Source organism: Bradyrhizobium sp. SEMIA (assembly GCF_014844175.1).
In the GTDB taxonomy this organism is placed as follows: Bacteria; Pseudomonadota; Alphaproteobacteria; order Rhizobiales; family Xanthobacteraceae; genus Bradyrhizobium; species Bradyrhizobium arachidis.
Genome location: NZ_CP046601.1, coordinates 6,026,793 through 6,052,471 on the forward strand (window position 1 = coordinate 6,026,793; position 25,679 = coordinate 6,052,471).

At 64.4% G+C, this 25,679-nt stretch carries 24 protein-coding genes and 1 pseudogene; 5 read left to right on the forward strand and 20 right to left on the reverse strand.

Annotated elements, in window-relative coordinates:
* Positions 1-8 precede the first annotated feature (8 nt).
* Positions 9-659: a hypothetical protein gene (locus FOM02_RS29265; protein ID WP_063617171.1), complete on the forward strand. Its 651-nt coding sequence runs from the start codon at positions 9-11 to the stop codon at positions 657-659.
* A gap of 67 nt (positions 660-726) precedes the next feature.
* Here the strand turns inward: FOM02_RS29265 and FOM02_RS29270 are convergent, their stop codons facing one another.
* The 6 genes from FOM02_RS29270 to FOM02_RS29295 all read right to left on the reverse strand — a co-directional run bounded on the left by FOM02_RS29270 (position 727) and on the right by FOM02_RS29295 (position 8,613).
* Positions 727-1,998: an efflux RND transporter periplasmic adaptor subunit gene (locus tag FOM02_RS29270; RefSeq protein ID WP_027559099.1), complete on the reverse strand. Its 1,272-nt coding sequence runs from the start codon at positions 1,996-1,998 to the stop codon at positions 727-729.
* On the reverse strand, positions 1,995-5,177 hold the full coding sequence (locus FOM02_RS29275) for an efflux RND transporter permease subunit (protein ID WP_027559098.1): 3,183 nt from the start codon (positions 5,175-5,177) through the stop codon (positions 1,995-1,997). The genes FOM02_RS29270 and FOM02_RS29275 overlap by 4 nt, the downstream gene beginning before the upstream one ends.
* Before the next feature lie 79 nt (positions 5,178-5,256).
* Positions 5,257-6,180, reverse strand: coding sequence for an RNA polymerase sigma factor RpoH (gene rpoH / locus FOM02_RS29280; RefSeq protein WP_027559097.1), 924 nt, complete (start codon positions 6,178-6,180; stop codon positions 5,257-5,259).
* Complete coding sequence (locus tag FOM02_RS29285) at positions 6,170-7,666, reverse strand: sensor histidine kinase (protein ID WP_231164321.1); 1,497 nt, start codon at positions 7,664-7,666, stop codon at positions 6,170-6,172. The genes rpoH and FOM02_RS29285 overlap by 11 nt, the downstream gene beginning before the upstream one ends.
* 9 nt (positions 7,667-7,675) lie before the next feature.
* A complete protein-coding gene (locus FOM02_RS29290) occupies positions 7,676-8,356 on the reverse strand; it encodes a response regulator transcription factor (protein WP_027559096.1) in 681 nt (226 codons plus the stop codon).
* A gap of 77 nt (positions 8,357-8,433) precedes the next feature.
* The gene (locus FOM02_RS29295) at positions 8,434-8,613 is read right to left on the reverse strand and encodes a hypothetical protein (RefSeq protein ID WP_027559095.1); all 180 of its coding nucleotides are present in this window, start codon (positions 8,611-8,613) and stop codon (positions 8,434-8,436) included.
* A 234-nt stretch (positions 8,614-8,847) separates the two neighbouring features.
* Between FOM02_RS29295 and FOM02_RS29300 the strand changes: the two genes are divergently transcribed.
* Both FOM02_RS29300 and FOM02_RS29305 read left to right on the forward strand, forming a co-directional pair.
* Positions 8,848-9,093, forward strand: a complete 246-nt coding sequence (locus FOM02_RS29300) for a hypothetical protein (RefSeq protein WP_027559094.1) — start codon at positions 8,848-8,850, stop codon at positions 9,091-9,093.
* 288 nt (positions 9,094-9,381) lie between these two features.
* Complete coding sequence (locus tag FOM02_RS29305; RefSeq protein ID WP_265440335.1) at positions 9,382-9,519, forward strand: hypothetical protein; 138 nt, start codon at positions 9,382-9,384, stop codon at positions 9,517-9,519.
* Positions 9,520-9,804: 285 nt separating this feature from the next.
* Here the strand turns inward: FOM02_RS29305 and FOM02_RS29310 are convergent, their stop codons facing one another.
* The 8 genes from FOM02_RS29310 to FOM02_RS29345 form a co-directional block, all read right to left on the reverse strand.
* The gene (locus FOM02_RS29310; protein ID WP_027559092.1) at positions 9,805-10,929 is read right to left on the reverse strand and encodes a mandelate racemase/muconate lactonizing enzyme family protein; all 1,125 of its coding nucleotides are present in this window, start codon (positions 10,927-10,929) and stop codon (positions 9,805-9,807) included.
* A 39-nt stretch (positions 10,930-10,968) separates the two neighbouring features.
* Entirely contained in the window at positions 10,969-12,006 is a 1,038-nt protein-coding gene (locus tag FOM02_RS29315; protein ID WP_027559091.1) for a tagatose 1,6-diphosphate aldolase, read from the reverse strand.
* Complete coding sequence (locus tag FOM02_RS29320) at positions 12,003-12,962, reverse strand: sugar kinase (protein ID WP_027559090.1); 960 nt, start codon at positions 12,960-12,962, stop codon at positions 12,003-12,005. The genes FOM02_RS29315 and FOM02_RS29320 overlap by 4 nt, the downstream gene beginning before the upstream one ends.
* The gene (locus FOM02_RS29325) at positions 12,959-14,032 is read right to left on the reverse strand and encodes an ABC transporter ATP-binding protein (RefSeq protein WP_027559089.1); all 1,074 of its coding nucleotides are present in this window, start codon (positions 14,030-14,032) and stop codon (positions 12,959-12,961) included. Before FOM02_RS29325 ends, FOM02_RS29320 begins: the two co-directional genes overlap by 4 nt.
* Positions 14,033-14,038: 6 nt before the next feature.
* A complete protein-coding gene (locus tag FOM02_RS29330) occupies positions 14,039-15,043 on the reverse strand; it encodes a zinc-dependent alcohol dehydrogenase family protein (protein WP_027559088.1) in 1,005 nt (334 codons plus the stop codon).
* A gap of 7 nt (positions 15,044-15,050) precedes the next feature.
* A complete protein-coding gene (locus FOM02_RS29335; RefSeq protein WP_265440336.1) occupies positions 15,051-15,878 on the reverse strand; it encodes a carbohydrate ABC transporter permease in 828 nt (275 codons plus the stop codon).
* A 4-nt stretch (positions 15,879-15,882) separates the two neighbouring features.
* Positions 15,883-16,770, reverse strand: coding sequence for a carbohydrate ABC transporter permease (locus FOM02_RS29340; RefSeq protein ID WP_035729952.1), 888 nt, complete (start codon positions 16,768-16,770; stop codon positions 15,883-15,885).
* 61 nt (positions 16,771-16,831) lie between these two features.
* Positions 16,832-18,130, reverse strand: a complete 1,299-nt coding sequence (locus tag FOM02_RS29345) for an ABC transporter substrate-binding protein (protein ID WP_027559085.1) — start codon at positions 18,128-18,130, stop codon at positions 16,832-16,834.
* A 190-nt stretch (positions 18,131-18,320) separates the two neighbouring features.
* On the opposite strand from FOM02_RS29345, the gene FOM02_RS29350 reads away from it, so the two are divergent.
* The gene (locus FOM02_RS29350) at positions 18,321-19,361 is read left to right on the forward strand and encodes a LacI family DNA-binding transcriptional regulator (RefSeq protein WP_027559084.1); all 1,041 of its coding nucleotides are present in this window, start codon (positions 18,321-18,323) and stop codon (positions 19,359-19,361) included.
* Between the two features lie 10 nt (positions 19,362-19,371).
* On the forward strand, positions 19,372-20,106 hold the full coding sequence (locus tag FOM02_RS29355) for an SDR family NAD(P)-dependent oxidoreductase (RefSeq protein WP_027559083.1): 735 nt from the start codon (positions 19,372-19,374) through the stop codon (positions 20,104-20,106).
* Position 20,107: 1 nt separating this feature from the next.
* Here the strand turns inward: FOM02_RS29355 and FOM02_RS29360 are convergent, their stop codons facing one another.
* The 6 genes and pseudogenes from FOM02_RS29360 to ureE form a co-directional block, all read right to left on the reverse strand.
* Positions 20,108-21,553, reverse strand: coding sequence for a GntP family permease (locus FOM02_RS29360; RefSeq protein ID WP_027559082.1), 1,446 nt, complete (start codon positions 21,551-21,553; stop codon positions 20,108-20,110).
* Positions 21,554-21,599: 46 nt separating this feature from the next.
* Positions 21,600-22,616: an urea transporter gene (yut, locus tag FOM02_RS29365; protein ID WP_028146337.1), complete on the reverse strand. Its 1,017-nt coding sequence runs from the start codon at positions 22,614-22,616 to the stop codon at positions 21,600-21,602.
* 47 nt (positions 22,617-22,663) lie between these two features.
* Entirely contained in the window at positions 22,664-23,614 is a 951-nt protein-coding gene (locus FOM02_RS29370; RefSeq protein ID WP_027559081.1) for an urease accessory protein UreD, read from the reverse strand.
* Entirely contained in the window at positions 23,611-24,255 is a 645-nt protein-coding gene (ureG, locus tag FOM02_RS29375; RefSeq protein WP_027559080.1) for an urease accessory protein UreG, read from the reverse strand. The genes FOM02_RS29370 and ureG overlap by 4 nt, the downstream gene beginning before the upstream one ends.
* A 19-nt stretch (positions 24,256-24,274) precedes the next feature.
* The gene (locus tag FOM02_RS29380; RefSeq protein WP_027559079.1) at positions 24,275-24,994 is read right to left on the reverse strand and encodes an urease accessory protein UreF; all 720 of its coding nucleotides are present in this window, start codon (positions 24,992-24,994) and stop codon (positions 24,275-24,277) included.
* 100 nt (positions 24,995-25,094) lie between these two features.
* Positions 25,095-25,670, reverse strand: a pseudogene (gene ureE / locus FOM02_RS29385) (urease accessory protein UreE); the annotation flags it as partial.
* Positions 25,671-25,679: the final 9 nt, after the last annotated feature.

Consider the following 25,679-nt stretch of genomic DNA (forward strand, 5'->3'; position numbering starts at 1 on the left):
CGGCGGCTTTGCCTCAGCATCCCGGCGGCAGGATCGGCGACACGCCGGGTGTCGGCGCCGCGCCTGAAGCGTTGGCCGGCAACACCGTCGCGGGCGACGCCAGATTCATCGAGACGCCTTCCATGCAAGCCGAGCTGTTCGGGCTGGGCACGACAGCAGCATTCGGGTCTATGCCCGTGCCACCGGCGCTGCTGGTGTCCGCCACGATCGTGCCGGGCGCGGGGCCAGCCGGCACCTGCGGAATCGAAAGCGGCAGAGACGAAGCGCTTGCCACCTGCCCTCCCGGCGTTGAGCTGCATGCCACCGTCGCACCTGTTCCCGCCGGCGCAGTCGCGGAGATTGTCCCAATGGAGCTGCTGTTCTGTCCTATGACCGGCAGGATCGGGGCCGCGATGCCTGATGTCGGAAGTCCTGTGGACGATATAGTCGGGGTCGCCGGCACCGGCGCCGGCGATGTCGACAACGGCGCGCACGTGACCACCGTCCCCGGCGTCGTAGGATCCGAGGCGAGCGGAACGGGCGCCAGCGTCGTATCCGGATCGCCCGGCACGGTGCTCGCGGAAAACGGCCCTGGACTGTTGAGCGGCGAGATCACGACCGCGCCCGGCACCGTCGGCAGATCCATTGCCGTAGTGCCGGTCGTTGCGACCTGTGCCTGAGCGGGAGAACCGCCGAGCAGGAGAGCCATCGCCATCGCGAACACGATCCGCATCATCTTTCCTGTCCCTAACTCGTTTCGGTCTTGCGAACGCTCACTTTGCTGCCCTCCGCCAGATTGACCGCAGGATTGAGCACGACCTGATCGCCGGGCTGCACGCCGTCGCGCACTTCCACCGTGGTGCCGAAATCCCTGGAGATCGAAACCTGTTGAAAATGAACCGTGCCGTTCCGCACGACCACGACATGAAGACCATTCTGGTCGAAGACGAGCGCGTCGGATGGGATCGTCATCGACGGCGTCCTGCGCGGAATCGACAGCTCGACCGTGCAGTAGATGCCCGGGCTAAGCAAACCATCGGGATTGGGGACGTCGATCTCGGTCAGCAGTGTCCGGCTTCCCGGCTGCAGCGCGGTTGCGATCCGCGTGACCTTGCCTGCAAACGTCCGCCCCGGAATCTCGGGCACGCGAATGTCCGCATCGACGCCCGGGCCAACTCCGAAAGCCTCGTCCTGCGGCACGAAGACCTGGGTTCGGATCACGTTGGAATGCATCAGCGTGAACATGAACGTCGATCCGGCCTGCACCAGGCTGCCATTGTCCACGTTGCGCTGGGTGACGACGCCGTCGAACGGCGCCACCACACGCTGATAAGCCTTCTCCTGCTCCAGGACACGGATCTGCGCTTGCTGCGCCGTGATGTTCGACTGGGCGACACCCACCGCACCCTGCTGCGCGCGCAGGGTGAGACGATCATTGTCGCCCTGTTGTGCCGTCAGCCAGCCTTGCTTGACGAGATTGCTGTCGCGCGAATTGGTGACATCGGCGAGCTCCCGGCTCGCCTGCGCCTGCTGAAGTGCGGCCTGGTCCTGGGCAAGCGTCGCCTGCGCCTGCGCGATCTGCTGGTCGAGCTCGGGCGCGGTGATTTCCGCGAGGAGATCACCCTTTTTGACCCGGTCGCCGATGTCGACATAGCGCTTCTCGATATAGCCGCTGGTCCGCGCGAAGATATTGGCCGCCTCGAACGCCGTCGTCGTCGCCGGCAAGGTGACCTTCATGAGGTCGCCGCTGGGCCGGACCGTCGCGACCCGAACCTCGGGAACGTTGGTTCGAATCTGCTCGGCCATCGCGGCAACGTCACGCGCGGCCTCATAATGCCGCCAGCCGCCAATGCCGAGACCGCCCGCAAGCAGCAGGAGTGCGCTGCCTCCAAGCAGCGCGCCGCCGTAACGGCGTCCGGATCGTTCGCCCTTGCCAGGCAGCTCCACGATCCGCAGGCTTTCCGCCCCGGGGCGATCTTTCGCCTCCTCGTCATTAGTCCTTGCGCGAACATCGCTCATTCCGGTTGCTCCTCGAATACGCCGTGGCGAGGCTTGCCGTCGTTGCCTTTGCGCAGCATCGCAAAGAGATAGGGCACGATCAGCAAGGTGGTCGGGGTCGCAAACAGCAATCCCCCGATGACCGCCCGCGCAAGTGCGGCATTCTGCTCTTCGCCCGGCCCACCAATCGCCATCGGGATCATGCCCACGATCATCGCCGCCGCGGTCATCAGCACGGGCCGGATCCTCGTCCGGCCAGCGCTCAGCGCCGCCTGGAACGCGGAGTGTCCCTTCAACTGCTCGTCCCGCGCGAAGGTCACGAGCAGGATGGAATTTGCGGAAGCAACGCCGATCGCCATGATCGCTCCCATCAGCGATGGCACGTTCAACGTCGTCCCGGTGATGAACAGCATCGTCACGATGCCGCAGAACGTCGCCGGCAGCGCCAGGATGACGACGAAGGGATCGCCGAAATTCTGGTAGTTCACGACCATCAGCAGATAGACGAGGATGGCCGCGAACAACAGTCCGATCCCGAGATCCCGGAACGACTGATGCATGCTCTGGATCTGCCCCAGAACCTGGATCGAATTGCCCGGCTGCAACTGCTTCTGCAGGGTGGACGTCACCTTCTCGATGTCAGCCGCAACGCTGCCGAGATCGCGCCCCTGCACGCTCGCATAGACATCATACACCGGCTGGACGTTGGCCTGGTTCGAATTGGTGGGAACGGTCCCGCGCTTGAACGTCGCGACATTGCTGAGGAGGCCGGGCACCGTCTGCCCGCTTGCGGCAAGCGAGGCCGACACCGGCGTGTTGCCCAGGGCGTTCAGCGAGTTGGCCCTGTATTCGGGTGTCTGCACCGCCAGGTAGTATGGAATTCCCGACGTCGGATCCGTCCAGAAATTAGGTGACACCTGCGCGGACGAACTGAGGCTGACATTGATATTGGTCGCCACCGTGCTGGCATTGAGGCCAAGCTGCGCGGCGCGGGTGCGGTCGATGTCGGCATAGAACGCGGGAGCATCGACCTCCTGCTGCAGATGCGCATCGACGACACCGGGAATCGCCGCGAGACTCTTCTGCAGCTCCTTGGCCACCGCCAGGTTGTTGCTACCGTAACCGACGGTGCGGACATCGATCTGCGCCGGAAGGCCGAAATTCAGGATTTGCGTCACGATGTCCGCGGCCTGGAAATAGAAGGTGTCCTCCGGAAACGCCGATGGCAGCACCTGCCGCAGCTTCTTGATGTAGTCCGCTGTCGGCTTGTGGCCGTCCTTCAGCGACACGAGGATGGTGCCGTCGTTCACCCCGATCGTCGATCCGTCAGTGAATGCGAGATTGTAGGCGCGCGCCGGGAGGCCGATATTGTCCACGATCAGCGCCCGGTCCTTGTCCGGAATGACTTCGCGGATCTTGTCCTCGACTGCCTGGAAAATGGCCTCCGTCCGCTCGATGCGGGTGCCAGCGGGCGCGCGAACGTGGAGCTGGATCTGGCCGCCGTCGATCAGGGGATAAAAGTCCCGCCCGACATAGACGAACATGGTCGCTCCGAGTGCCAACACCGCTACGGCGACGACGGGGACGATGACCCGATGCCGCAGCAGCGCCAGCAGGAGATTGGAATAGCCATTGCGCAGGCGTTCGAACCCGCGCTCGAACGCGGCAGAGGCGCGCGCAAAGATACTCGACGGGCGATCGCCCTCGCCGTGACGCCGCTCGCCCTTCAGCAGCAGGCCGATCGTGATCGGCGTGAGCGTCCGCGACAGTCCGTATGACGCCAGCATCGCGAACACGACCGCGAGGCCCAGCGGCGTGAATAGATATTTGGCCGGCCCTTCCAGAAACACGACCGAGGTGAACACGCAACTGATCGCGAGCGTCGAGACCAGCGTCGGCACCGCGATTTCAGCAGCGCCGTGCAGGGTCGCATCCGGCAGCGGCATGCCTTCCTCGGTCCAGAGCCGGTGGGTGTTCTCGATCGTCACCGTCGAATCGTCGACGAGGATGCCGACCGCGAGGGCAAGCCCGCCGAGCGTCATCGTGTTGAGGGTCTCGCCGAGAAAATACAGAACGATCAGCGAGGACAGCATCGCCAGCGGGATCGAGATCAGGACGACCAGCGTCGATCGCCACGACCCCAGGAACACCAGGATCATCAGCGCCGTGAGGCCCGCCGCAATCGCCCCTTCGCGCAGAACACCATTGACCGAATGGGTGACGAATATCGACTGGTCGAATAGCTCGTTGATCTTCATCCCCGCCGGAGCCGCCGCGCGGATCGACGCCAGCGCCGCCTTCACGCCATTGACGACGGCAAGCGTGGAGGCATTTCCGTTCTTGATGACGCTGAGCAGGACGGCGCGATGGCCGTCCTCGCGGACGATGTTCTGCTGGACCTGGGCGCCGTCGCGGACCTGGGCGACGTCCTTCAGGAAGATCGTCGCGCCGTTCGCGAACTTGACCGGAATCATGTTGAGATCGTGGATCGTGGCCGGCGTCGCGTTGGTGCGAACGGTGTACTGGGTGTCGCCGATCTTGGTCGTGCCGGTCGGCAGCGTCAGGTTCTGGGTGTTCACCGCGTTGACGATGTCGAGCGGCGTCAGTCCCCGCGACAAGAGCTTGTTCGGATCGATGTCGACCATGATCTGGCGGTATTTGCCGCCGGCCGGCGTGGGCAAGGTCACACCCGGCACGGGCGCCAGTTGCTGGCGGACCCGGTAGATGCCGAAATCGTAGAGCTGCTGCTCGTTCAGGCTGTTCGACTCGAGGCTGAGCTGGAGCACCGGCACGCTCGAGGCATTGAACTGCACGATGATCGGCGGCTGGATGCCGGGTGGCATCAGGGCGCGGATGGCGTTCGTCGCGGAGACGATCTGCGAGATCGCGAGATCGAGATTGACGTCCGGCTGGAAATAGATTCTCTGAACCGACAGACCGTTGAGGGTCTGCGCCTCGATATTCTTGATCCCGCTGACATTGGCACTGATCGAATATTGGCTGTAGGTGCTGACGCGCTGCTCCATCTCCGGGGTCGAAAGCCCAGTATAGCTCCAGATCACCGTGACGACCGGGATCGGGATCTCCGGGAAAACATCGGTTGGCATCGACCGGATCGCGATGCCGCCGAGAAACAGGATCAGGGCCGCAAGCACATAGAATGTGTGCGGAAGCCGCAGCGCGAAACGAACAATTCCCATGGTGGTCTGCCTGGAGCAAATGACGCGAGATCGTCGGACAGGTGAGGACGGTCGGACCTCCGTTCAAATGAAAAGGAATTCAGACGCTGCATACGGCAGCGCGTGATGCCTCCTGCGCGGCGAGCACGACGGCGCGCTTGACCTTGGCGAACGCGCGATTTTCGATCTGTCGAACGCGTTCACTGGAGATGGACAATTCGCGGGCGAGCTGATCGCGCGTGACAGGACATTCCGTCAACCGCCGCGCTTCGAAGACACGGCGTTCCCGCGCAGCAAGCCCGCCCAACGCGGCACGCAAGGCCTTGGTGCGCCGCTCCGTCTGCTCGTGATCGACGAGCACCGTCTCGGCGTCGACCGCCTCATCGACCAGAAGGGCCTCCAACTCGGTTCCATTGTCCTCGCTGCCGACGCGCGCGTTCAGCGACATGTCGCCATTGAGCCGCACGTCCATCTCGATCACCTCTCGCGCCGTCACCTCCAGCTTCCCGGCGATCAACTCGGCGACGTCAGGCGTAAGCCCAGTCATTGCACTGCCGGTGGCCTTCCTGATCTCGCTGCGGAGTTTGAAGAACAGCTTCTTCTGCGCGGCCGTCGTTCCGATCTTCACGAGGGACCATGACCGCAGGATGTATTCGTGAATGGCGGCCTTGATCCACCAGATCGCGTAGGTCGAAAAGCGGGCGCCGCGGCCGGGTTCGAAGCGAGACGCTGCGATCACGAGACCTAAATTCGCTTCGGCGATCAGATCGACCAGCGGGAGGCCATATCCCTGATAGCCGCGCGCCAGCTTGGCGGCGAGCCGAAGATGGCTGGTGACGAGTGCATCCGCTGCGCCGCGGTCCCGCGTTTCCTGCCAGCTACGCGCCAGCTGCTGCTCCTGCCCCGGCTCAAGCAGGTCGAAGCGCCTGATGGCCGCAGAATAGGCGCTGAGGAACGGCGTCAACATCGATGCGCCCGGCACGGTGACCGGATCGCGCCTTGCAATTTCGTGGCTAGTCTGCATTCGTCACTCCCACACTCAAATCCGGCTGACCATTCGTGAAAGCATCGCGCTTCATTTGGCTCATCCCATCTGGCTGGCGCCTGCATGCAGCGCCGTCCGCGACCCGGCGGGTGGCGGATTTGGCCGCTCCTCGGGTCCAGGCAAGGATCTCGACACGCCCTCCGGGCGCCGGACCGATGATCAGCCGGAAGCCATGCAGCTTGACGATGGCAGCCACCAGGCTCAGCCCTAATCCGACGCCCGGTGTATTGCGCATCCTGTCGGACCGGTAGAAGCGCCGCAGCACTGCCTCGCGCTCCTGCTCGCTGATGCCGGGGCCGCTATCGCTCACGCTTACGAGCGCGGTGTCGTCCTCCGCTTCCAGGGCGAGCTCCACCCGTCCGCCTGACGACGTGAACTTGATGGCATTGTCGACGAGGTTAGCGACCGCCTCGAAAAGCAGGTCGCGGTCACCCCACACCCGCACATTGCGCTCGATCACGACACCGAGCCCAATGCGCTTGTCCTCGGCGATGGGCTCGTAGACGTCGAGAACCTCCCGCAATATCTCGTCGAGCGCCACGTCGCCGAAGCCGGCCGTGCGGCGATTGTTCTCGATCTCGGTCAGGCGCAGCAGGGCCGTGACGATCGCCAGCGACTGGTCGATGCCGGCGATGGCGTTATCCGTAACCTCCTGGAGCTCCTCCAGCGTTGCCGCATGCGTTCGCCCGCGCTCCAGCGCCAGGCGGACGCGCGTGAGCGGAGTTCGGAGATCATGGGCGATATCGTTGCCGACGCTGGCAAGCGCAGAGATCATCGTCTCCATCTCGTCGAGCATGCCGTTGACGATCCCGGCCAACCGCGCAAAGGAATCGTCGGTATCGCCCTCCGGAAGCCGCTCGCGCAGCTCGCCAGCCACAATGCGCTGGACCCGCTGGTTGACCTCCTCGACGCGCCTCTGAGCGCGAAGGCTCAGCCACGCACCGGCGAGCAGGCAGAGGCTGAAGGCCGGCAGCAGACCCAGGGCTAGGGCCTCGCCCACCACGCTCGATATCTCGCGCGTTTCATCGACGTTCCGGCCCATCACCACGACATCACCGCCCTCGAGACGCGTGCCGACCGCCCTGACGACTGGAACGTGCAGCACCGGCTGTTCGAACAGATCGAGCCGCACGCCCTGTACCGCTCCGTCGAGCCGGAGCCCGCGCGGCACACGATCGATGTTGCCGGCAAGGCGGGCGCCGGCAGCGTCGAACAGTCCTGCGTACTGCACGCCCCTGGAATCCTGCGCGAGATGATCCGCGATGGCGTCGATGCGTCGCGCCGGTGGCAGGTCGGCCATGAAGTGGATCTGCCTGGTGATCATGCGATCGGATCGCGCGACCAGATAGTCGTCGAGCTTGAAGTAGACAAATGCAAACAGGGCGACCACGAACAACCCGAAGGCGGCCGCCACAGCCAGCGCCCAAAGGAACGTGGCGGAGCGGATCAACTGAATCTGGTGCATCGCCCGCCCCTATTGCCGCGAGCGCAGGACGAAGCCGGAGCCGCGCACATTGTGGATGAGCTGTACTTCTCCGGGGCCATCGACCTTGTGGCGAAGGCGGCCCATATGCACGTCGATCAGGTTCGTGGTCGCCGGCACGAACTTGTAGTTCCAGACTTCCTCGAGCAGCATCGCGCGCGTCAGCAATTGGTCGTTCCGGCGCATCATGTATTCGAGCAAGCGGAATTCGCGGGGTAGCAGGTCGAGCTCGCGCCCGCCGCGTCGTGCGGTGCGCTCGATCAGATCGAGCTCGAGCGGTCCGACATGCAAAATGGTTTCACGGCAGTCGGTCGGACGGCGCAGCAATGCCTCGATCCGCGCGACCAGCTCGACCAGCGCGAACGGCTTTGTGAGATAATCGTCTCCGCCCATGCGCAGTCCGCGCACCCGATCGTCCACCGCGCCGAGCGCGCTCAGCACCAGCACGGGCGTTCTGACCTGATCCTTGCGCAGCGTTTCGATAACGGAGAGCCCGTCCATCCCCGGCAGCATCCGATCGACGATCATGGCATCAGGGCTCGATGCGCGCGCCCGGTTGAGACCGTCAACGCCGTCGCCGGCCCATTGCACCTCGAAGCCGCGATCGGCGAGCTCGGCAACGATCGCCTCGGCGGTCTCGGCGTCGTCCTCGATCAGGAGAATCCGGTTCATGAGCTTCGTCCCATGGTCCGCACGGCGCTTTGGCGCACGGCGGGACAGCACGGGTTCGGCGTCGCGCAATGTCATGCTCAGTGCCCGCGCTCGTCGGACGCGCGGCGCTGATGCCGCCTGATGCGGGCCGCCCGCTGCAGCATGAGGTAATGCTGCGGCGCGCGCGGTGCCATTAAATTGCGGTTCATGTTGTCGGCTGCGCGCGTCGCCAACAGCACGAGCGCGTGAATTATGCGTGTTACAAACGTAATGATCATCTTGCGGGCTCCGCTCTGAACTGCGCTACGTCAAGCATATGTTGTCAACGCGCCATCGGTCGTCCGGGGGGCCACGGATGTTATGGATTCGCACGATCGTGCTCGCGACGCCGCATCGGCTCACACGCGGTTGAAATGCGGTGAGCAATTCGTGCATTTGAATCGCGGCCCATCGTTCACATCTGGATAGCGAGCCGGCTTGGTTCGGCCTGACGTCATCAATGGAGAGAGCGAATGACCACGTCCAAACTGTTGTCGATGGGATTGATTGCCGCCGCCATGCTGGGCGGACCCGTCATGGCGCGCGAGCACCATCGCGTCGTGCGGCAGCCTGCGGTCGAAGCCGATACGGTCGCGAGCAACGCTCAGTTCTATTATCCGGGCGAGCGCGCCTGCGTCCCCGCGCCGCGCGTCGGAGCCTTCGCGACCGCGCCGTGGACCGGCAACAACGTGCCTTGCGAGCCGGGCACGGGCTACTGATCGCGCCAATGCGACCGGCCGCGTAACTCCGCCGGACGCTGCTGATGGAACGACAGGGAGCGGGCTGCTCGGTTCAGCCCGCTCCCTTCCGCGCGTCGCGGGCACGCGTAGCGCGATCACCTGCGCGAGCGTCGCGCATCATGTCTGACGCCGAATTCAGTTGGATTGCCGCGCCCCGCGCCTACCTCTCTTTCATCACTCGCTCGACCATCAGCAGCCTCGCGCAAGGCGCGACGCGGCAGCGGGCATCACGGATGGCCGGGCAGCTCAACACGAGAGGAGTTTTCCATGACACGCACGATCATGATTCTGGCGACGGCAGCGCTCGCCTCGACCCTCGCCATCGGCGCAGCCAACGCGCACGGCGGCGGCGGTGGCCACGGCGGCTTTGGCGGCGGGTCATTTCGGCGGGCATGGGCCATGTAGGAGGCTTGGCGGGGCGCCCGGTTCGGCGGCGAGCACCTCGGCTTCGGCGGACATGCCGGCGGCCTCCGCCAGCACGCGTTTCACCACTACGGCCGCTTCCGTTCCGGATATGGACTCTACGGCGCCTATCCGGATTGCTATGACTGGTACGAGTTTCATCCGTACCAGCCGTTACCGTTGAGCTGCAGCTAATCTACACGCTCAACTCCCATCGCTCCGGACCAACGGCCGTCGGCGCCAGGCGTTTGCTGCTGCCATGCAGCAGCCCTGGCGCTGCCGAGGCTTTCACAAACTGCGGTGACGTGCAATCGAGGCGAGAGCCGGTGCAAAGCCAAGCCCCGGCTCTTCGCCCAGGCTGACGGTACCGTCCGTCACGTCGGCAACGGGACCGCAGAAGAGGTCGCGCAGTGGATTGTCGTTGATGTCGACCTCGAGCCAGCCGTCGCCCCCGACGCCCGCCAAAAGATGCGCCGAGGCAAGCAGCCCGATGCCGCCACCGAGATAATGCGGGCAGAACGTCTTGCCCGATTTCAGGACGTCACGCGCAAGGCCGGCGCAGGCGCTGAGCCCGCCCCATTTCGCGATGTCGGGCTGAACCACGCCGAGCACGTCTTCGGCCAGAATTTCCTTGAATCCCTCGACGCTGGAGACGTTCTCGCCCGCCGCGATCGGCATCTTCGCGGCCATCCGCAGTCTGCGCCACTCCTCGCGCGGCCGGTCGGCGCGGATGGGTTCCTCCAGCCAGCGGAGATCGAATGCGGCCAGTCGCGGCAGCATTTCCAAGGCCTGCGCAATTGACCACCCCTGATTGGCATCGGTAGCGAGCATGCCCGTGCCGATGAGGTCGCGCAGCGCGGCCAGATTGGCGAGGTCGGTCTCGGCACCGAAGCCGACTTTCAGCTTCAGCGCACGATGACCACGCTTGAGCGCAGCTTCGGCCGTCTGCGCGGCGCCGCCGGGATTGATGCCGCTGGCGTACACCTTGATCTTGCGCGATTGTCCGCCGAGCAGCCGCCACAGCGGCAAGTTCCGGCGTCGCGCGAAAAGATCCCATAGCGCGAGATCGATGCCCGAGATCGCCTGCGCGAACGGACCAGGCTCGCCGCATTGGAGCGCCAGCACTTCGGTGCCCCCGGTCAGGGCCCCGAAAGCCTGACCAGGACCGTCGAATTTGCGCCCGACGAGGCCCGGCGCAAGCACCTCGTTGATGAGCCGGGCGCGATGCTCCGCGCCTGGCGCTGGAAAGTTGGACCAGGCTTCACCCCATCCCTCGACGCCGTCCTCGTCGACAGCGCGAACGAAGACGGCGGGACGGTTGAGCATCTTGCCGAACGACGTCACCACCGGCGTTGCCAGCGGGTAGCGGTAGCAGAACGCCTCGATCGAACGGATGGTGAAGCTGTCAGTCATACTGCAGATCCTGCGAGACCACGCCGAACCGCTACCATCTTAGTAGGCGCGCGCGAAGTCACCTTCCTGCTTGATATCGCTGAATACCGGAAAGCGCGCCTTCCAGGGCGTGCCCTTGGCCGTGGTCAGTTGGTTGAGCCGCTCCAGCACGCCGAGGCCATCCTTGCGCAGGCTTGCGGAGACCGCCGCGCGGTCTGGAAAATTCTTCAGGACGGCATCGAGCCAGATGGTGCGGCCTGCCAGGAATCCGCTTGCGCCCGCGGCATAGGAGTAGTCGAGCACACGCTCGAACTTTTCGGGCGCGGCACCGCCCGACAGCAGCACCCAGGGGATGCTCCGCTCGCGGCAGATATCGCCGATCGCATCGAACTCCTTTTGCGCGGCCTTGGCCTCCGCGCTGCCGTCGCGGGCCGGCAGGCCGTTGGCTGCCAGCGGGCTCTCCAGCTTGAGAAGATCGACGTTGTATTCGGGTTTGGCGAACTCGCGCACACTGTCGATGACGAGCTGAGGAAGCTTGCCGGGCGATTCCACGTAATCGGCCGTGTGATTGGCACTGCCGAGGAACGGATAGACCAGCAACTCGAGCACGTAGGGAATGTCGTGGCGGGCGCAGTCATCGCCGATCTCCCGCACGAACTTCTTCTGATGCTCGTTCACCGCGGCATCGGCGTCCGGCCGGTACCAGGCCAGCACCTTGACAGCGTCACCGCCCATGGCTCGGATCTTTTCCACGCTCCAATTGGTGATGGCGCGCGACTTGCGGCCACTCGCGGTCTCCTCGACGCGATGCTCTTCCAGAGTCATGATCAGGCCGCAGCGCGGCGGCAACAGATCGATCGCAGCAGGCACGGCAAAGTTCGGGTCGAACAGCATCGAGCTGCAATGGGGCGCGAGGTTCTCGACGAGAAGGCGCTTGGCCGCCGTGACGTCGGAATATTCGACCTGATCCCGCGTGATGCCCTTTGCTTTCGCGATGGCGTCGAACAGTGGCGGCCGCTGATCCAGCGCGACCATGCGAAAGTGGCCATCCGCGTCAGCAAGCCGTGCCAGGCCGCGGTTCTTTCCAATCGTTCTCATGGCTTCGTCCTCATGAATACAAGACACTCGTTGATGGCAGGGATTCCATTGCGGCCGCCGGCGTGGCGGCATTTCATGGCGGCCGTGGCCGCCGAAAAAGTCATGGCAGCGCGTATGTCGAGACCGGCGCCGATCGCCAGCGCATAGGCGCCATGGAAGACGTCGCCCGCGCCAGTAGTGTCGACGACGTCGACGGCATAGGCGGCCTGCCGGTGCAGCTGGCCGTTCTCGTACCAGCTGACACCGCCCTCGCCGCGCGTGACCGCGATGACCCGGCAACCGAAGCGCGCAAGCGCTGCAAGAGATTCATCTTTGGCCGAGCCGGCAAAGGCGGCGAGCGCGGGCTCGGAGAAGATCGCGTGGTCGGTCGACGGCAGCAGCCGCTCGAACACCTCGGCATCGGCCATGTCGCCGTCAAGCACCGTCGGGATGCCGCGCGCTCGCGCCTCACGGAACAGCGTCGCCGCGCCTTCGACCCAGCGCGGATCCGCCAGCACGGACGATGCGCGCGCAACGGCTTCGAGTGGAAGCCAGTCTGCGGCCTCCGGAAAGAGGCCACGGAAATTGACGATCTGCCGCTCGCCGCTGCTGTCGACGATGATCCCGGAGACCGACGAACGACCATCGGGAAACAGCCGGAAATTCTCGACATCGACGCCTTCAGCGATGAAAGCCGACTTCATTTCTTTGCCGGCGGCATCATTCCCTGCCCGCCCCCAGAACGCGACAGACGCGCCGAGCTTTGCCACTGCCACACTCGCATTGGCGGCCATGCCGCCGCCAAGCGTGCCGTATTCGAGGGCCTTGATCTTCTCGCTTCCACCCGCGAACGGCCGATCGACGCGCCAGACCTGGTCGAGCGCGGACAGGCCGAGGCAGATCACGTGCACGGGCCTCGCCCTGGACGCGACGTCCGCCAGCGCGGAGAGATCACCAATGTTGGCCGACGCGCTCACCGCAGGACCAGTCCCCTGGCAGAGTCAAACAGATGCGTCTTGCCCGGCTGCGGACGCAGATTGATGCGATCGCCGACCTTCGGCCGCAGCGCCGGATCGACCCGCGCAATGGCGGAGCCGCCGGCGAGATCGAAATGGATCAGCGTATCCGAGCCGAGCGGCTCGACCAGCTTGACGTTGATGGCGATACCATCGGCAGCATCGGTAGCGACGGCAAAATGTTCGGGGCGAATGCCCAGCACGGCGTTGCCGGCCTTACTCAGGTTGCTCGCGGTCTCGCCGTCCAGCGGCACCACCGTTCCACCTTGCGAAAGGATCGCACGCTCCTGACGCCACTCGACCGGGAAGAAGTTCATCGCGGGCGAGCCGATGAAGCCGGCGACGAACTGGTTAGCCGGCCGCTCATAGACCGCCTCGGGCGTATCGTATTGCTGGATCGTGCCGCTCTGGAGCACCACGATCCGGTCGGCCATCGTCATGGCTTCGATCTGATCATGGGTGACGAAGACCATGGTGGTCTTCAGCTCCTGCGACAGCGCCTTGATCTCGGCGCGCACCTGCCCGCGCAGCTTGGCGTCGAGATTGGACAGCGGCTCGTCGAACAGGAAGGCCTTGGGGTTACGCACGATGGCGCGCCCCATGGCGACGCGCTGGCGCTGGCCGCCGGAGAGCTCCTTCGGCTTACGGTCGAGATAAGGCTCGATGTGCAGCAACGCGGCGGCACGTTTCACCCGGGCGTCGATCTCCGCTTTCGGCGTGCCGCGCAGCTCCAGCGCAAACGACATGTTGTCGTAGACTTTCATGTGCGGATAGAGCGCGTAGTCCTGGAACACCATGGCGATATCGCGCTGCGCGGCCTGCACGCCGTTGACGCGCTTGTCGCCGATATAGAGGTCGCCTGACGAGATCGGCTCCAGGCCGGCGATGATACGCAGCAAGGTCGATTTGCCGCAGCCAGACGGGCCGACGAACACGACGAACTCGTGGTCCGCGATCTCCAGATTGAGATCGGGGATCACAGTGAAATTGCCGTAGCGTTTGGTGAGATTTCGGATCGAGATCGAGGCCATGATCGCTCAGTCCAGCGCCAGCACGGGCTTGATCAGCTCGCCCTTGGCGAACCGGGCGAAATTCTCGGGCAGAGCCAACAGGCCGAACTCGCCATCGACCAGGACGCGGTATTCATCCTTGTACTTGCGCAGCAGCTCGACATTCGGCTCGAAATCCGAGACCGGGAAATAGAAGGTCCGGATCATATAGAAATCCTTGCGACGGAAGACCTTGCCTTCCTCGATGGTCCAGGGCGCGGCGTTCTCGCCGACCAGCACCAGCGCGCCGCGCGGCAGAACCAGCTCGATGCCGAGATTGCGCGCCGCATGGGCGCCGGAGCATTCCATAATGAGGGCGAAGCGCTTGGAGGTATCGCCGACCGGGTGCGCCTTCGCGCCGAAGGACTGCGCGATCTTCAACCGCGCCGCGTTGGGATCGGCGACGTAGATATCGCCATAGCCGAGCGCGCGGAGCGCCAGCACCACGCCGAGGCCGACCGGCCCCGCCCCCATGACGAGGACCGGACCTGCCTCACTCGCTGGCACCACGCGACTGACGAAGCGCACGGCGTGCCCCGACGTGCCGATGGTGTCGAGCAGCAGCGGCGCGAGGCTGTCCTCGATATCGTCAGGCACCGGCAGCAGGCAGTTTTCGGGCACCGGAACGTATTCGGCATAGCCGCCTGGCCTGTTCCAGCCGATCAGGCTCGAGACTTCCAGGCACATCTGGGTGTCCCCGCGCTTGCAGGCCGCGCAGTGGTCGCAATGAAGCGGGATATAAACGGCGCAGCGGCGGCCATGCAGCCGGTGACCAGGCTGCTCGACGACGCCAAAAATCTCGTGGCCCGCGGTGAACTCGGCGCCCTTGTGCCAGAGCTTGAAGTCCGAGCCGCACAGCGCGGTGCGCGAGACCCGCACCAGCACCTCGCCGGTGCCGACTTCGGGCATCGCAACACGCTCGATGGTGATGCGGTCGTTGCCGTGGAAGACCGCGGCCTGCATGATCGAATTCGGACGGGGCGATACGTTCATCAGATACCTAGCCTTTCACCGCGCCGAGCGTCAGTCCGGACACCAGCCAGCGCTGAACCAGGGCGGCGAGCACAAGCGGCGGCAATGCGATCAGCGTCGCCGCGGCCATGAGGGCGCCCCATTGCGTCGAGCCTTCGCCGATGAAGTTGAAGGCCGCCGCGATCAGCGTCTTGGTGTCGCCATTGGAGAGCACCAGCGCAAACAGGAAGTAGTTCCAAGAGAAGACGAAGGCGAGGATCGCGGAGACAGCCACGCCGGAAGCCACCAGCGGCAGCGCGATGCGCCAGAGGATGCGCGTGACGCTGCATCCGTCGACCTGCGCCGCCTCGAACACGCTGCGTGGTATGCCGTCGAACGACGGCAGCAAGACCCAGATCACGATCGGCAGCGTGATCACGGCATGGCTGAGGATCAGCGCGGTGTACGAGCCGATCATGCCGATTTGCCGGAACATGGCGTACCACGGCAGCAGGAACAGAGTGCCCGGCGCCATGCGCGCTGCGAGCGTCAGGATCGCCGGCCATGAGATGCGCGTCCAGGAGACGGCGAAAGCGGCCGGAATTCCAAACAGCAGGCCGAGCGCGGTCGAGCCGACCGTGACGATCAGGCTGTTGAGTGCGTAGCTGAGGAACGGCGTGGTCTTGGTCAGCTCGACATAGTTCTCCAGCGTCGGCGTGAAGATCAGCGTCGGCGGATAGGCGGTGACCTCGAACGACGGCTTGAACGAGGACAGGACCATCCAGATCGTCGGCGCCATGATGAGCACGCCGGCAAGCACGAGCTGCAGCGTGTTGAGCCAGCGGATCCAGCGATCGGTGGTGGCTGCGTCGGTCATGAGGTCACCACGCCACGGCGCCGCGCAGGCGGTTGAAGGCGAGCACGGCGCCGAACACGATCGCCGTCAGCGTCAGCATCAGGGCGCTGGCATAGCCGATGTTGAAGAATTCGAAACCGACCCGGAAGCCGTAGATGTTGAGCGTGTTGGAAGCGTTACCGGGGCCGCCTTGGGTGGTGATGTAGATGATGTCGAAGAAGCGCAGCAGATCGACGCTGCGCAGGATCGCCGCGGTGACGATGGTCGGCAGCAGCAGCGGCAGCGTGATGCGCTGGAACGTCTTGAACGGCGATGCGCCGTCGATCTGCGCGGCCTCGTAGACGCTCGGCGGCAGCGACTGCAGCCCGCCCAGTACGATCAGCGCGACGTAAGGCGTCCACTGCCAGCTGTCGATCAGCGCCACGGTCGGAATGACCCATGTCGGCGAGGCCAGCCAGTCCGATGGCGGCAGGCCGAGCGATCGCAGGATATAGTTGGCGGCGCCCAGCGACGGATCGAGGATGACCAGCCACATCATGCCCGCCACCACCGGCGGCATCATGAAGGGCGAGATGAACAGCGAACGCACGATGCCCGGCAGGCGCTTGGCGTGGAACAGCACCAGCGCCAGCCAGACGCCGAAGACGAGCTGGAGCACCAGCGACAGCACATAAAGCGCGATGGTGACCCACAGCCCGTGCCAGAACTCGTAGTCCGAGATCAACTTCGAATAATTGGCGAGGCCCGCGAACGACTGCTTGCCGGTCGAGGAGAACGTCTGGAAGCCGAGCCAGATCGTGTAGAGGACCGGAAACGCGATCATCGCGACCGTGAAGATCACGGCCGGTGCCGAAAGCGCCGCCATCTCCAGCTTCTGCCGGTCCTGCGTCAGTGTCGCAGCCGTGTCCGACATGCGTTGGTGTCCTCGATCGAGTTAGGTGCCGGCAGGCAGCTTGCCTGCCGGCATGAGGCCGTTAATTCAGTGCGATCAGCGCATCGAGCGCCTTGTCGGCATCCGCGCAGGCCTGGTCGATCGGCTTCTGCTTCAGGATCAGGTCCTGCACCGCCTGCCCGATGAACTCGCGCGATTGCGGATTGGCGACGATGGGATAGCCGACTTCGGACGAACCCTTGGTGGCGAGCACGTCGAGCGCGGCCTGCCATTCCTTCCGCACCGGCTCCTCGTCGATCCACTTGCGATACTCGGGATCGTTGGCGACGGACGGGCGCGGCGGCGCGATGCCCTGGAGCGCCATCTTCTTCTGCACCTCGGGGCTGGTCGCCCATTGCACGAAGTACCAGGCCGCATCCGGCTGCTTGCTGTGCGAGGACACTGCCATGCCCCAGCCGATCGTGGTCGGCACCTGGCCGGCATCGCCCGCCGGGAACGGCAGCAGGCCGGTGTCCTTCAGGCGCGCACCGCCTTCCATCACCGTGCGCAGTTCATTCGAGGATTCGAACGCCATTGCGGCGCGGCCGCCGCGATAGAGCGCCGAAATCTGCTGGAAGCTGTAGTTGACGACGCCCGGCGGTCCGAAGTCGCGCAGCAGCCGGCTATAGGTGTCAAGCGCCTCCTTGCCCTTGGCCGAACAGAGGTTCGACTTGCCGTTGGCGATGTATGTGCCGCCGATATTGTGCAGCAGGTTGCTGAAGGTGTAGGCGACCGCCGGCTTGAGGCCGCGCGAGACGAACGGCGTCACCGTGCTATCGCAGGTCTTGATCTTCTCGGCCGCAGCCTCGACGTCCTTGATCGTCTTCGGCGCATCGAGGCCGCACTTCTTGAAGATGTCGGTGCGATAATAGAAGATCGGCCCTTCGAGATTCATGGGCATGCTGGTGAGCTTACCGTTGAAGGTCGCGGCCTTGAGCAGGGCCTGGCTCAGCCCGCTCGGATCATAGTCCTTGGCGACCTCGTTCTTGGCCATTGTCGTGAGATCAGCGTACCATCCGGCCGCCGCGAACTGCTCGCCCTCGCGCGAAGGCAGCGTCATGAACACGTCGACCTCGTCGCTGTTCGCATTCATGACGGTGACCAGACGCTGGCGCATCTGCTGTTCCTGATAACCGTCGACCTTCAGGGTCATGCCGGTCAGCTTCTCGAAATCAGCCTTGTAGGTCAGCAGCGCCTGCGAGACAGGATTATTGTTGGCGAGAAAGGTGACGGTCTTGCCCTTGAACTTCATCCAGTCGAAATCGGCGGCGCGCGCCTGCGCGCTGACGGCAATCGCGAGAACGGGCAACGCGACATGCGTCGCGAGCATCCTGGCCTTCATCGAACTCTCCTCCCGGCTGGCCGCCTTAAGCTGGCGGACCATTTTGAACACGTTTGAGCACCACTGAAAACGGTTACAAAATAAACCTCACATTCGCCCTGTCAAGCATGGACAAGCTGCACAATCCACGGCAGATTTGCGACATTATCGCTACCGAGCGGCTCCCTACGCAAGATGTAACGTTACATTCATGAGACTGACCAACGCCAAGTCTGTGAAGCAGGGCATCCGCGCCGTGGCGGCCCGCGCCGGCGTCTCGACGGCATCGGTCTCGCGCGCCCTCAACAATCCCAACGCGGTGAGCCCGTCCTTACGCGCGCGCATCGAGCAGGCCATCGACGCGCTCGGCTACATTCCGCATGCGCCGGCACGGATCCTCTCATCGCGCCGCTCGCGCACGCTCGGCGCGATCGTGCCGACCATCGACAACACGATGTTCGCGCGCGGCATTGCCTCGCTTCAGCAATATCTGTCCTCGGTCGGATACATGCTGTTCCTCACCACCAGCGGATATGATCTCGAGGTCGAATTACAGCAGGCGCGCAATCTGATCAGCCGCGGTGTCGACGGGCTCGTGCTGCGCGGCGATTGCCATCACGACGGATTGCGAAAACTGCTCGCCGACAATGCGGTGCCCTTCATCAATGTCGGCATCTATCAGCCTGACCGGCCCTACCCTTGCGTCGGCACCGACAATGAGGCCGCAGCCCATCGCGCCGCCGCGCATGTCATCGAGCTCGGCCATCGCCGGATCGGGATCGTCTCGGCGCTCCAGCGCAACAATGACCGCGCCAGCGCCCGCGTCGCCGGCTTCCGCCGCGCGCTCGCCGAGAACGGCCTCGAGCTTCCCCCGCAATGGCATGTCGAGGTGCCCTATACGCTCGACGACGCCCGCGAGGCGGCCCGCTATCTCCTCAACCTCAAGGACCGCCCGACGGCCGTGGTCTGCGGCAACGACGTCATCGCCTATGGCGTGCTACTCGAGGCGGAGCGCGACGGGTTCTCGGTGCCGCGCGATCTGTCGGTCGTCGGCTTCGACGATCTCGACTGGAGCCGCCATTTGCGGCCGAGCCTGACCACGATCCACGTCCCGACCGGAGAAACCTGGCAGCGTGCGGGCGAATATCTGGTCCGAAGCCTCGCCGGCGAGCAGACCATCATGCACCGCGAGATCGACTTCTCGCTGGTGGTCCGTGAATCGACCGCTCCTCCTCCGAAATCCCTGAAGTGAGACACGCGCGATGAATTCCAACTTCTCTCTCGCACCCGGCTTTCATGCCGTCGTGATCGGCGGCGCCGGCGACATCGGCGCTGCGATTAGCAACCAGTTTTGCGACCTCGGCGCGACTGTCACGGCAACCGGTGCCAACGATACCGATCTTGCCCGCACCCTGCTCAAGCCACGCGCGGGCCTCACGCTCGCGACGCTGGATGTCACCGATGATGCCGCCGTCATGTCATTCGCCCGCCAGCACAAGCGCGTCGACGCGCTGGTCAATTGCGCCGGCATTCTTGCACGCGACAAGGAATTCGAGATCGAGACTTTCATGAAGGTGCTCGACGTCAATCTCACCGGCACGTTCCGGACCTGCATGGCATTCCGTCCGCTGCTCGCGGAGAGCAAGGGTTCGATCGTCAACATCGCCTCGATGAATGCGACGCTGGCGCTGCCGCGCATCCCTGCCTATTGCGCCAGCAAGGGCGGCGTCGTGATGTTGACCAAGGCACTCGCCCTCAAATGGGCCGAGGAAGCTATCCGCGTCAATGCGGTGGCACCCGGCTACATCGAAACCGCGATCAACGCCGCCGGCCGCACCGATCGCGCACATTATCAACGCATCGCCGACCGCACTGCCTTCAAGCGCTGGGGACAACCAGAGGACATTGCCGGCGCAGTCGCATTCCTCTGCATGCCGGCGTCGCAATATGCGACGGGTACGGTGGTCGCGGTGGACGGCGGATTCCTTGCGGGATGAGTTAGAACGATCCGAACATCGACCCCAGGATCAGGACGGCAACGAGCGCGATGATGCAGCTGACGATCACGGTCATCACCATGTCGAGATAGCTTTCACGGTGGGTGAGACCACTGATCTGCAACAGCAGGAGCACGGTGCCGTTGTGGGGAAGCGCGTCCAGTGTACCGGCGCTCATCGTCGTGATGCGATGCATCAATTCCGGAGCGAGGTGGTGCTCGGCCGCGAGGCGCATGAAGTCGTCGCCGAACGCGTTGAGGACGATGGCCATGCCGCCGGACGCGGTCCCGGTCAACCCCGCCAGGACATTCATCGAGACGGCCAGCGAGACGAGCGGTCCGCCCTGAATCGAGAAGACCGCGTCGCGAACCGTCGCAAATGCCGGTAGTGCGGCCACGACTGCGCCGAAGCCGACAAGACTCGCGATCATCAGCATCGGCAACGCCGCGGAATTCGCTCCGGCGTCGAGACTTTCGCGCACGGAGGGCAAGCGTCGCAGGTTGACGAGAAGGACGGTCAGGTTTGCCGCAACGAGCGCTACGATGACTGACCAGACGCCGGACACGGCCCCGATGGTCGTGCCGCCCCACTGCTCCTCCGATAGAAACGAAAAATCGAGTCGCGGGAACACCACAAGCGACATCAGGAAATTCGTGCCAATGACAACGACCAGGGGCAGCACGGCGAGCGCGAAGCTAGGCCCACTTTCGGCTGGCTTGCCATGCGGCAGCTCGGCCGGATCGAAGTCGCCTGCGGGGGCCGCCTGCTCGCGAACCATCTCGCTGACGACCGGCGCGACATCGACCCCGCCGCCGTACCCCTCGCCGGCCTTGAGTGCAGCCGCCTCGGCCCGACGTAGCCACCACATTCCGAAGACGAAAATGATAATCGACGCGATAATACTGAGGCCGGGAGCCGCGAAGGTGGTGGTGCCGAAGTACGGCATCGGAATGGCGTTGTTGACTGAGGGCGTTCCGGGCATCACCGACATCGTGAACGTGAATGCACCGAGCCCGATCGTTGCCGGCAACAGACGGCGCGGCAGGTCCGCGGCCCGGAACATCTCGTGCGCCATCGGCACCAGCACGAAGAATGCGACGAACACGCTCACGCCGCCGTAGGTCACGATCGCCGAGGCGATCACCACCGCCAATATCGTGCGGCTGGTTCCCAGCCGTTTCGTCAGACCTCGCGCGATGGCGCTGATCGAGCCGCTGTCCCCCATCAGCTTGCCGAACAGGCCACCCAGCATGAACATGGGAAACCATTGCGCGACGAACCGCGCCGCCCCGCTCATGAATGTTTGCGTCCATTGCGCCAGCAACGGTTCGCCCGAGAATGCGGCCGCGATGAGCGCCGCCAGCGGAGAGACCAGCAGCACGCTGACGCCCCGGTACGCGAGCCACATCAGCAGCGCTAGTCCGACCAACACCCCAAGCAATCCCATGGTGCACCTTCCAGCAATTTCGGAGCGATGATCGCCGCGTTGCGGATCAAGCTCCTGCGACAGGCTTTTCGACGTCGTTGGCGACAGGAGCGACCGTCTCCAACCGCTGTCGCGGCAGCAGGAACAGCCACGTCACCAGGACAAAGGGCGCCGTAAGCGCCGGGATGGCAAACGGGGTCAACGCCACGTTCAGGGCTGCCTGAGCGATCACCGTGAACACCGTCGCAAGGGCTGCGTAGGCCACGACGCGCCAGCTCGGCCGATAAAAGACGGTCCCAAGCGCGATCGCCGTCAGAACCGGACTGAACCCAAGCAGGCCACCGGTGATCAGGTCGCTCTCGGCGCCGAAAAGATGGGCCGTCAGCACAGCCAAGACCGCTCCCCCGAGCGCGAAGGCGGCTGCTGCGAGGGAGCTCACAGCAAGCCCCGCAAGCAGGAGCAGCGCTGAGATGCCGCTGCCTTTCAGAAATACCTGGGAGATGCTCAGGACCACGCCATTGCCGAGGTCGATCAGCTGGAGCGGGTTCGCCTTGTAGGGTTGGAAGGCGGTCACGACTGCGCCGGACGGCAGCGCCGTTCCCGCAAGGCCGGAAAACCCATACGTAGCCAGCAAGAGCAGCCACGTCGTGAGCACGAACGGAAATGTGAGCGCGCCTCCCCAAGGCTTGACGACGTTCGTGGTGGCAAGCATCACGACCACGGAGACGGCCGCCCCCAAGATCACATACACCCAAAGCAGCGGTCCGGGCGCCAGGAACGTTGCCAGCGCAAGGCCGACGAGAATGCCGTTGAAGCCATAGAGACCGGAATGAAGCGGCTCGCTTTCGACGTGAAGCCATAGCGCCGTCAGGTTCGAGACGATAACCGCGAGCACGCCGGCGATCGCGACCTGGGGTGTGCCGGCAGCGTAGGAGCCCCAGGCGATCGCGGCGAGGAAGAGCGCCCCGCTCAGCGGATTATCCTGGAACATGACCTGTCCAATGCCGCGCAGATTGGTGTCCAGGAACCGCAACGCGCCTGACGACACCGAGAGGCTTTCCCAGTTGGCCAAGATCTTTTCCATTGCTGCCTCCTCGAACCCGTCGGCCGGCAAGCCGTCGGCAGCGCTTGCTACCGCCACAAATACGGCGGCGGCAGCGCGGCACCGACGACCTCTTCGCGGACTATCCCCCAGAATTCGCGTACCTTGGCCTTTACCTGCGCCGTTTCCCGGCCGAGCACCTTGAAGATCAGACCGGCCTCATTGGGCAGGCGACACGCGCCGAAGGCGATCCCGTCCGCGAGGTCGACCGCAGCCTGCATGCGTTCGTGGATGCGCTCCGCCCTCTCCATGGGCGTGCACAGGATCACGTTGGCGAGTACGTCGAAGGAATTCATTACACCCGTCTGCCGCATCTCATAACGCTGCGGCTCGATCACCAGCTTCTCCGCGAACAGGGATCGGCCATCGGGCCGCGCAGCCGAGGTCGATATCGACAACACGGTTGCGCCAAAGCACTCGTCGGGATGATGGTGCTTGCGGCCGGGCTGAATGATTTCCGAGAACAGCAAGGTCGCCGACGGCGCGACGCAGATCTGCGTATCGCTGAGAAACCGCGAGTGCCGGTGCGGAATCACGGGATCCGGGAGAAACTCCAGATAGGCACCGTCGGCGAGCGTGATCGTCTGGCTTTGCGCCGCGTAGTTGGCGTCCATCGCATGAATCTTGGTGGCCGACTGCGACGTCAAATGAACCTGCGCAGCCGGACCAAGGCTTACGTCGAGACCGAGCCGGTCGCCCTGCAACACGCAGCCGGTGGTGGTGATGAGGAACACGCTCGCCAAGCCTGGGATCGCTTCATCGCAGTACAGCGGCCGCTGCACCATATAGGGCGCGCGGCGTTGCAAATCGGTCAGGATGGTCTGGCCAGAACGCCGTTCGAAGCCCAGGCGCAGGAACCCCGTCTTTCCGACAGTGCCGCTGCGCATCTGCGGCGGCTCGTCCTGAAAGGACGCAAACTCGGGCATCGATGCGCCGAGCGCTTCGGCCCGGGACCAGGGATGGAACGCTGCCGGTATCATGCCGACCGCCGTGCGCGCGGATTGATGTCGAACAGGAACTCCCGCTCGATCAGCCCCACCAGCTCCGGAATGCCCTCGCCTGTCTTGCAGTTGGTGAACAGGAACGGCTTTGCGCCGCGCATCAGCTGCGAATCCCGTCTCATCACCTCGAGGCTGGCTCCGACATGAGGGGCAAGATCGGTCTTGTTGATGACCAGGATATCGGAATAAGTGATCCCGGGGCCGTTCTTGCGAGGGATCTTGTCGCCCGCGGCGACATCGATCACATAGATGAAATAGTCCACCAAGGCGGGCGAGAACGTCAGGGTCAGATTGTCCCCTCCGCTCTCGATCAGCACGACGTCGCTGTCGGGGAAGCGCCGCTCCATATCCTCGACCGCGGCAAGATTCATGCTCGGATCTTCGCGCACGGCGGTGTGCGGACAGGCGCCCGTCTCCACGCCAATGATGCGCTCATGCAGCAGAATGCCCTTGAGCGTCCGCTGAACGTGCTTGGCGTCCTCGGTCGTCACCACGTCATTGGTGATGATGAGCACCTTGATGCCGAGATCGAGTAGCCGCGGCGTGATGGCTTCGACGATCGCGGTCTTTCCCGACCCCACCGGGCCGCCAATACCGATGCGCGTGATACTCTTCGACATGACGAGGCTCCATTCGACGTCAGTTCATGAACAGGCGCACATGCGCGCGGGTATGGACAGCGGCCAGAATTTCCGTGAGGGGCGCAAAGCCGGCCATATCCGACAGCCGGGCCGTCGCGGCGACCGCGTACATCGCTTCCGCCTGTCCGGTGAGCTCGTAGAGAATCCTCTGCGTTTCGATGTGGCTGATCTTCATCAGCCGCAGGGCCGCACCGAGGATCGTTGTCGCCACTCCATACTGGTGCACAACGAACGCCTGATAAGCGGGCAACTCCTGCACCGCGAAATTGATCGCCAACGCGATCGGGTAGCAGCCCGGAGTGACCGCTTTCGCAATGCATTCACGCCAGGTGCAAAGCAGCGGCGCGCCGACCACCTCGACACCCATGTCAGTGAACTTCCGGCCCATGCGAACCGACATCACCCGCGCTTCGCCCGAGAGCTTGCGCGCATAGACCTGCGCGTCGATGTGCGCGAGGGTCTCGATGTCTCCGGCGAGGGCCGCGCGATGCGCAGCGATCAGTGCGACGCAGTCACCGCGCGCCGCTTGCTCCAGTGCCGTCCGCGCAAAGGCTCGCAGAGTGGCCACGTCAGTGACGACGCCTTCCTGAACGGCGGATTCCAGTCCGGACGAAAACGAGAACGCGCCGACGGGAAACATCGAGTCGCCAAACTGGAGCAGCCGCGAGAGCCACGCGGAACTCCTCGTTGCGCCCGCATTATCATTTGCGGTGATCACGTGCGGAGCCGGCCGTTACCGGCGAGATTCGTTGATGTGGAGCTGGAGTCGGATGAGCGTGGACGTGCGCCGGCGAGTGTCCGTTGACCTGCCCCGCCTCTGCCGCGTCGTGGACGTGGCTCTCGTGCGCGTGAGAATGCACCGGCCCTTCGGCGCCGCCGAACAGCCGGCGGGATTCATGCGGGGCGAGGTAAGGAACGACCTCGCGTCCGGAGACGAATTCGAAGCGGATGCCCTCAAAGCGGTGCGTCTTCATGACCGAGGCCATCACCTTGCGATCGACGGTCAGCGGGACATAGACGCAGGTGCCCTTGACCAGGGCCGGCCAGTGCTGGTTGCCCATGGCGTGGCCGAGCTCGACGCATGTCCGCATTGCGAGGTCGGGCGCCTCGGTCGTCAGCTCGTCCAGATGCACAACCATGACGTCCCGCAGCTCGATCCGCGCCACCAGCGCCGCCCGCGTCTGCTCATTCCAGAGCAGGATGTCCCCGTCGCAAAGATGCGTGTGGCGATCGAGAGAGACTGCCACCTGCGCGCCCTTGGCCGTGGTCTTCCGGAAGCGGCTCTTCTGCGCCTCCCACTGGTCGATCTCGACCAGATCTATCTCGGCGTCCGACAGCCGTCCGGCCCATACCGGATCGACGGAATTGCCCAGGACGCTCTCAATCATGATCATGGCCGATCC

Coding starts and splice junctions, on each gene's coding strand:
- FOM02_RS29270 (WP_027559099.1), bottom strand. CDS start 1,998: ATGAGCGATGTTCGCGCAAGGACTAATGACGAGGAGGCGAAAGATCGC.
- FOM02_RS29335 (WP_265440336.1), bottom strand. CDS start 15,878: ATGACCGACGCAGCCACCACCGATCGCTGGATCCGCTGGCTCAACACG.
- FOM02_RS29325 (WP_027559089.1), bottom strand. CDS start 14,032: ATGGCCTCGATCTCGATCCGAAATCTCACCAAACGCTACGGCAATTTC.
- FOM02_RS29310 (WP_027559092.1), bottom strand. CDS start 10,929: ATGACTGACAGCTTCACCATCCGTTCGATCGAGGCGTTCTGCTACCGC.
- FOM02_RS29350 (WP_027559084.1), top strand. CDS start 18,321: ATGAGACTGACCAACGCCAAGTCTGTGAAGCAGGGCATCCGCGCCGTG.
- FOM02_RS29370 (WP_027559081.1), bottom strand. CDS start 23,614: ATGATACCGGCAGCGTTCCATCCCTGGTCCCGGGCCGAAGCGCTCGGC.
- ureG (WP_027559080.1), bottom strand. CDS start 24,255: ATGTCGAAGAGTATCACGCGCATCGGTATTGGCGGCCCGGTGGGGTCG.
- FOM02_RS29300 (WP_027559094.1), top strand. CDS start 8,848: ATGACCACGTCCAAACTGTTGTCGATGGGATTGATTGCCGCCGCCATG.
- FOM02_RS29315 (WP_027559091.1), bottom strand. CDS start 12,006: ATGAGAACGATTGGAAAGAACCGCGGCCTGGCACGGCTTGCTGACGCG.
- FOM02_RS29305 (WP_265440335.1), top strand. CDS start 9,382: ATGACACGCACGATCATGATTCTGGCGACGGCAGCGCTCGCCTCGACC.
- FOM02_RS29275 (WP_027559098.1), bottom strand. CDS start 5,177: ATGGGAATTGTTCGTTTCGCGCTGCGGCTTCCGCACACATTCTATGTG.
- FOM02_RS29340 (WP_035729952.1), bottom strand. CDS start 16,770: ATGTCGGACACGGCTGCGACACTGACGCAGGACCGGCAGAAGCTGGAG.
- FOM02_RS29345 (WP_027559085.1), bottom strand. CDS start 18,130: ATGAAGGCCAGGATGCTCGCGACGCATGTCGCGTTGCCCGTTCTCGCG.
- FOM02_RS29285 (WP_231164321.1), bottom strand. CDS start 7,666: ATGCACCAGATTCAGTTGATCCGCTCCGCCACGTTCCTTTGGGCGCTG.
- FOM02_RS29330 (WP_027559088.1), bottom strand. CDS start 15,043: ATGAACGTATCGCCCCGTCCGAATTCGATCATGCAGGCCGCGGTCTTC.
- yut (WP_028146337.1), bottom strand. CDS start 22,616: ATGGAAAAGATCTTGGCCAACTGGGAAAGCCTCTCGGTGTCGTCAGGC.
- FOM02_RS29295 (WP_027559095.1), bottom strand. CDS start 8,613: ATGATCATTACGTTTGTAACACGCATAATTCACGCGCTCGTGCTGTTG.
- FOM02_RS29360 (WP_027559082.1), bottom strand. CDS start 21,553: ATGGGATTGCTTGGGGTGTTGGTCGGACTAGCGCTGCTGATGTGGCTC.
- rpoH (WP_027559097.1), bottom strand. CDS start 6,180: ATGCAGACTAGCCACGAAATTGCAAGGCGCGATCCGGTCACCGTGCCG.
- FOM02_RS29290 (WP_027559096.1), bottom strand. CDS start 8,356: ATGAACCGGATTCTCCTGATCGAGGACGACGCCGAGACCGCCGAGGCG.
- FOM02_RS29355 (WP_027559083.1), top strand. CDS start 19,372: ATGAATTCCAACTTCTCTCTCGCACCCGGCTTTCATGCCGTCGTGATC.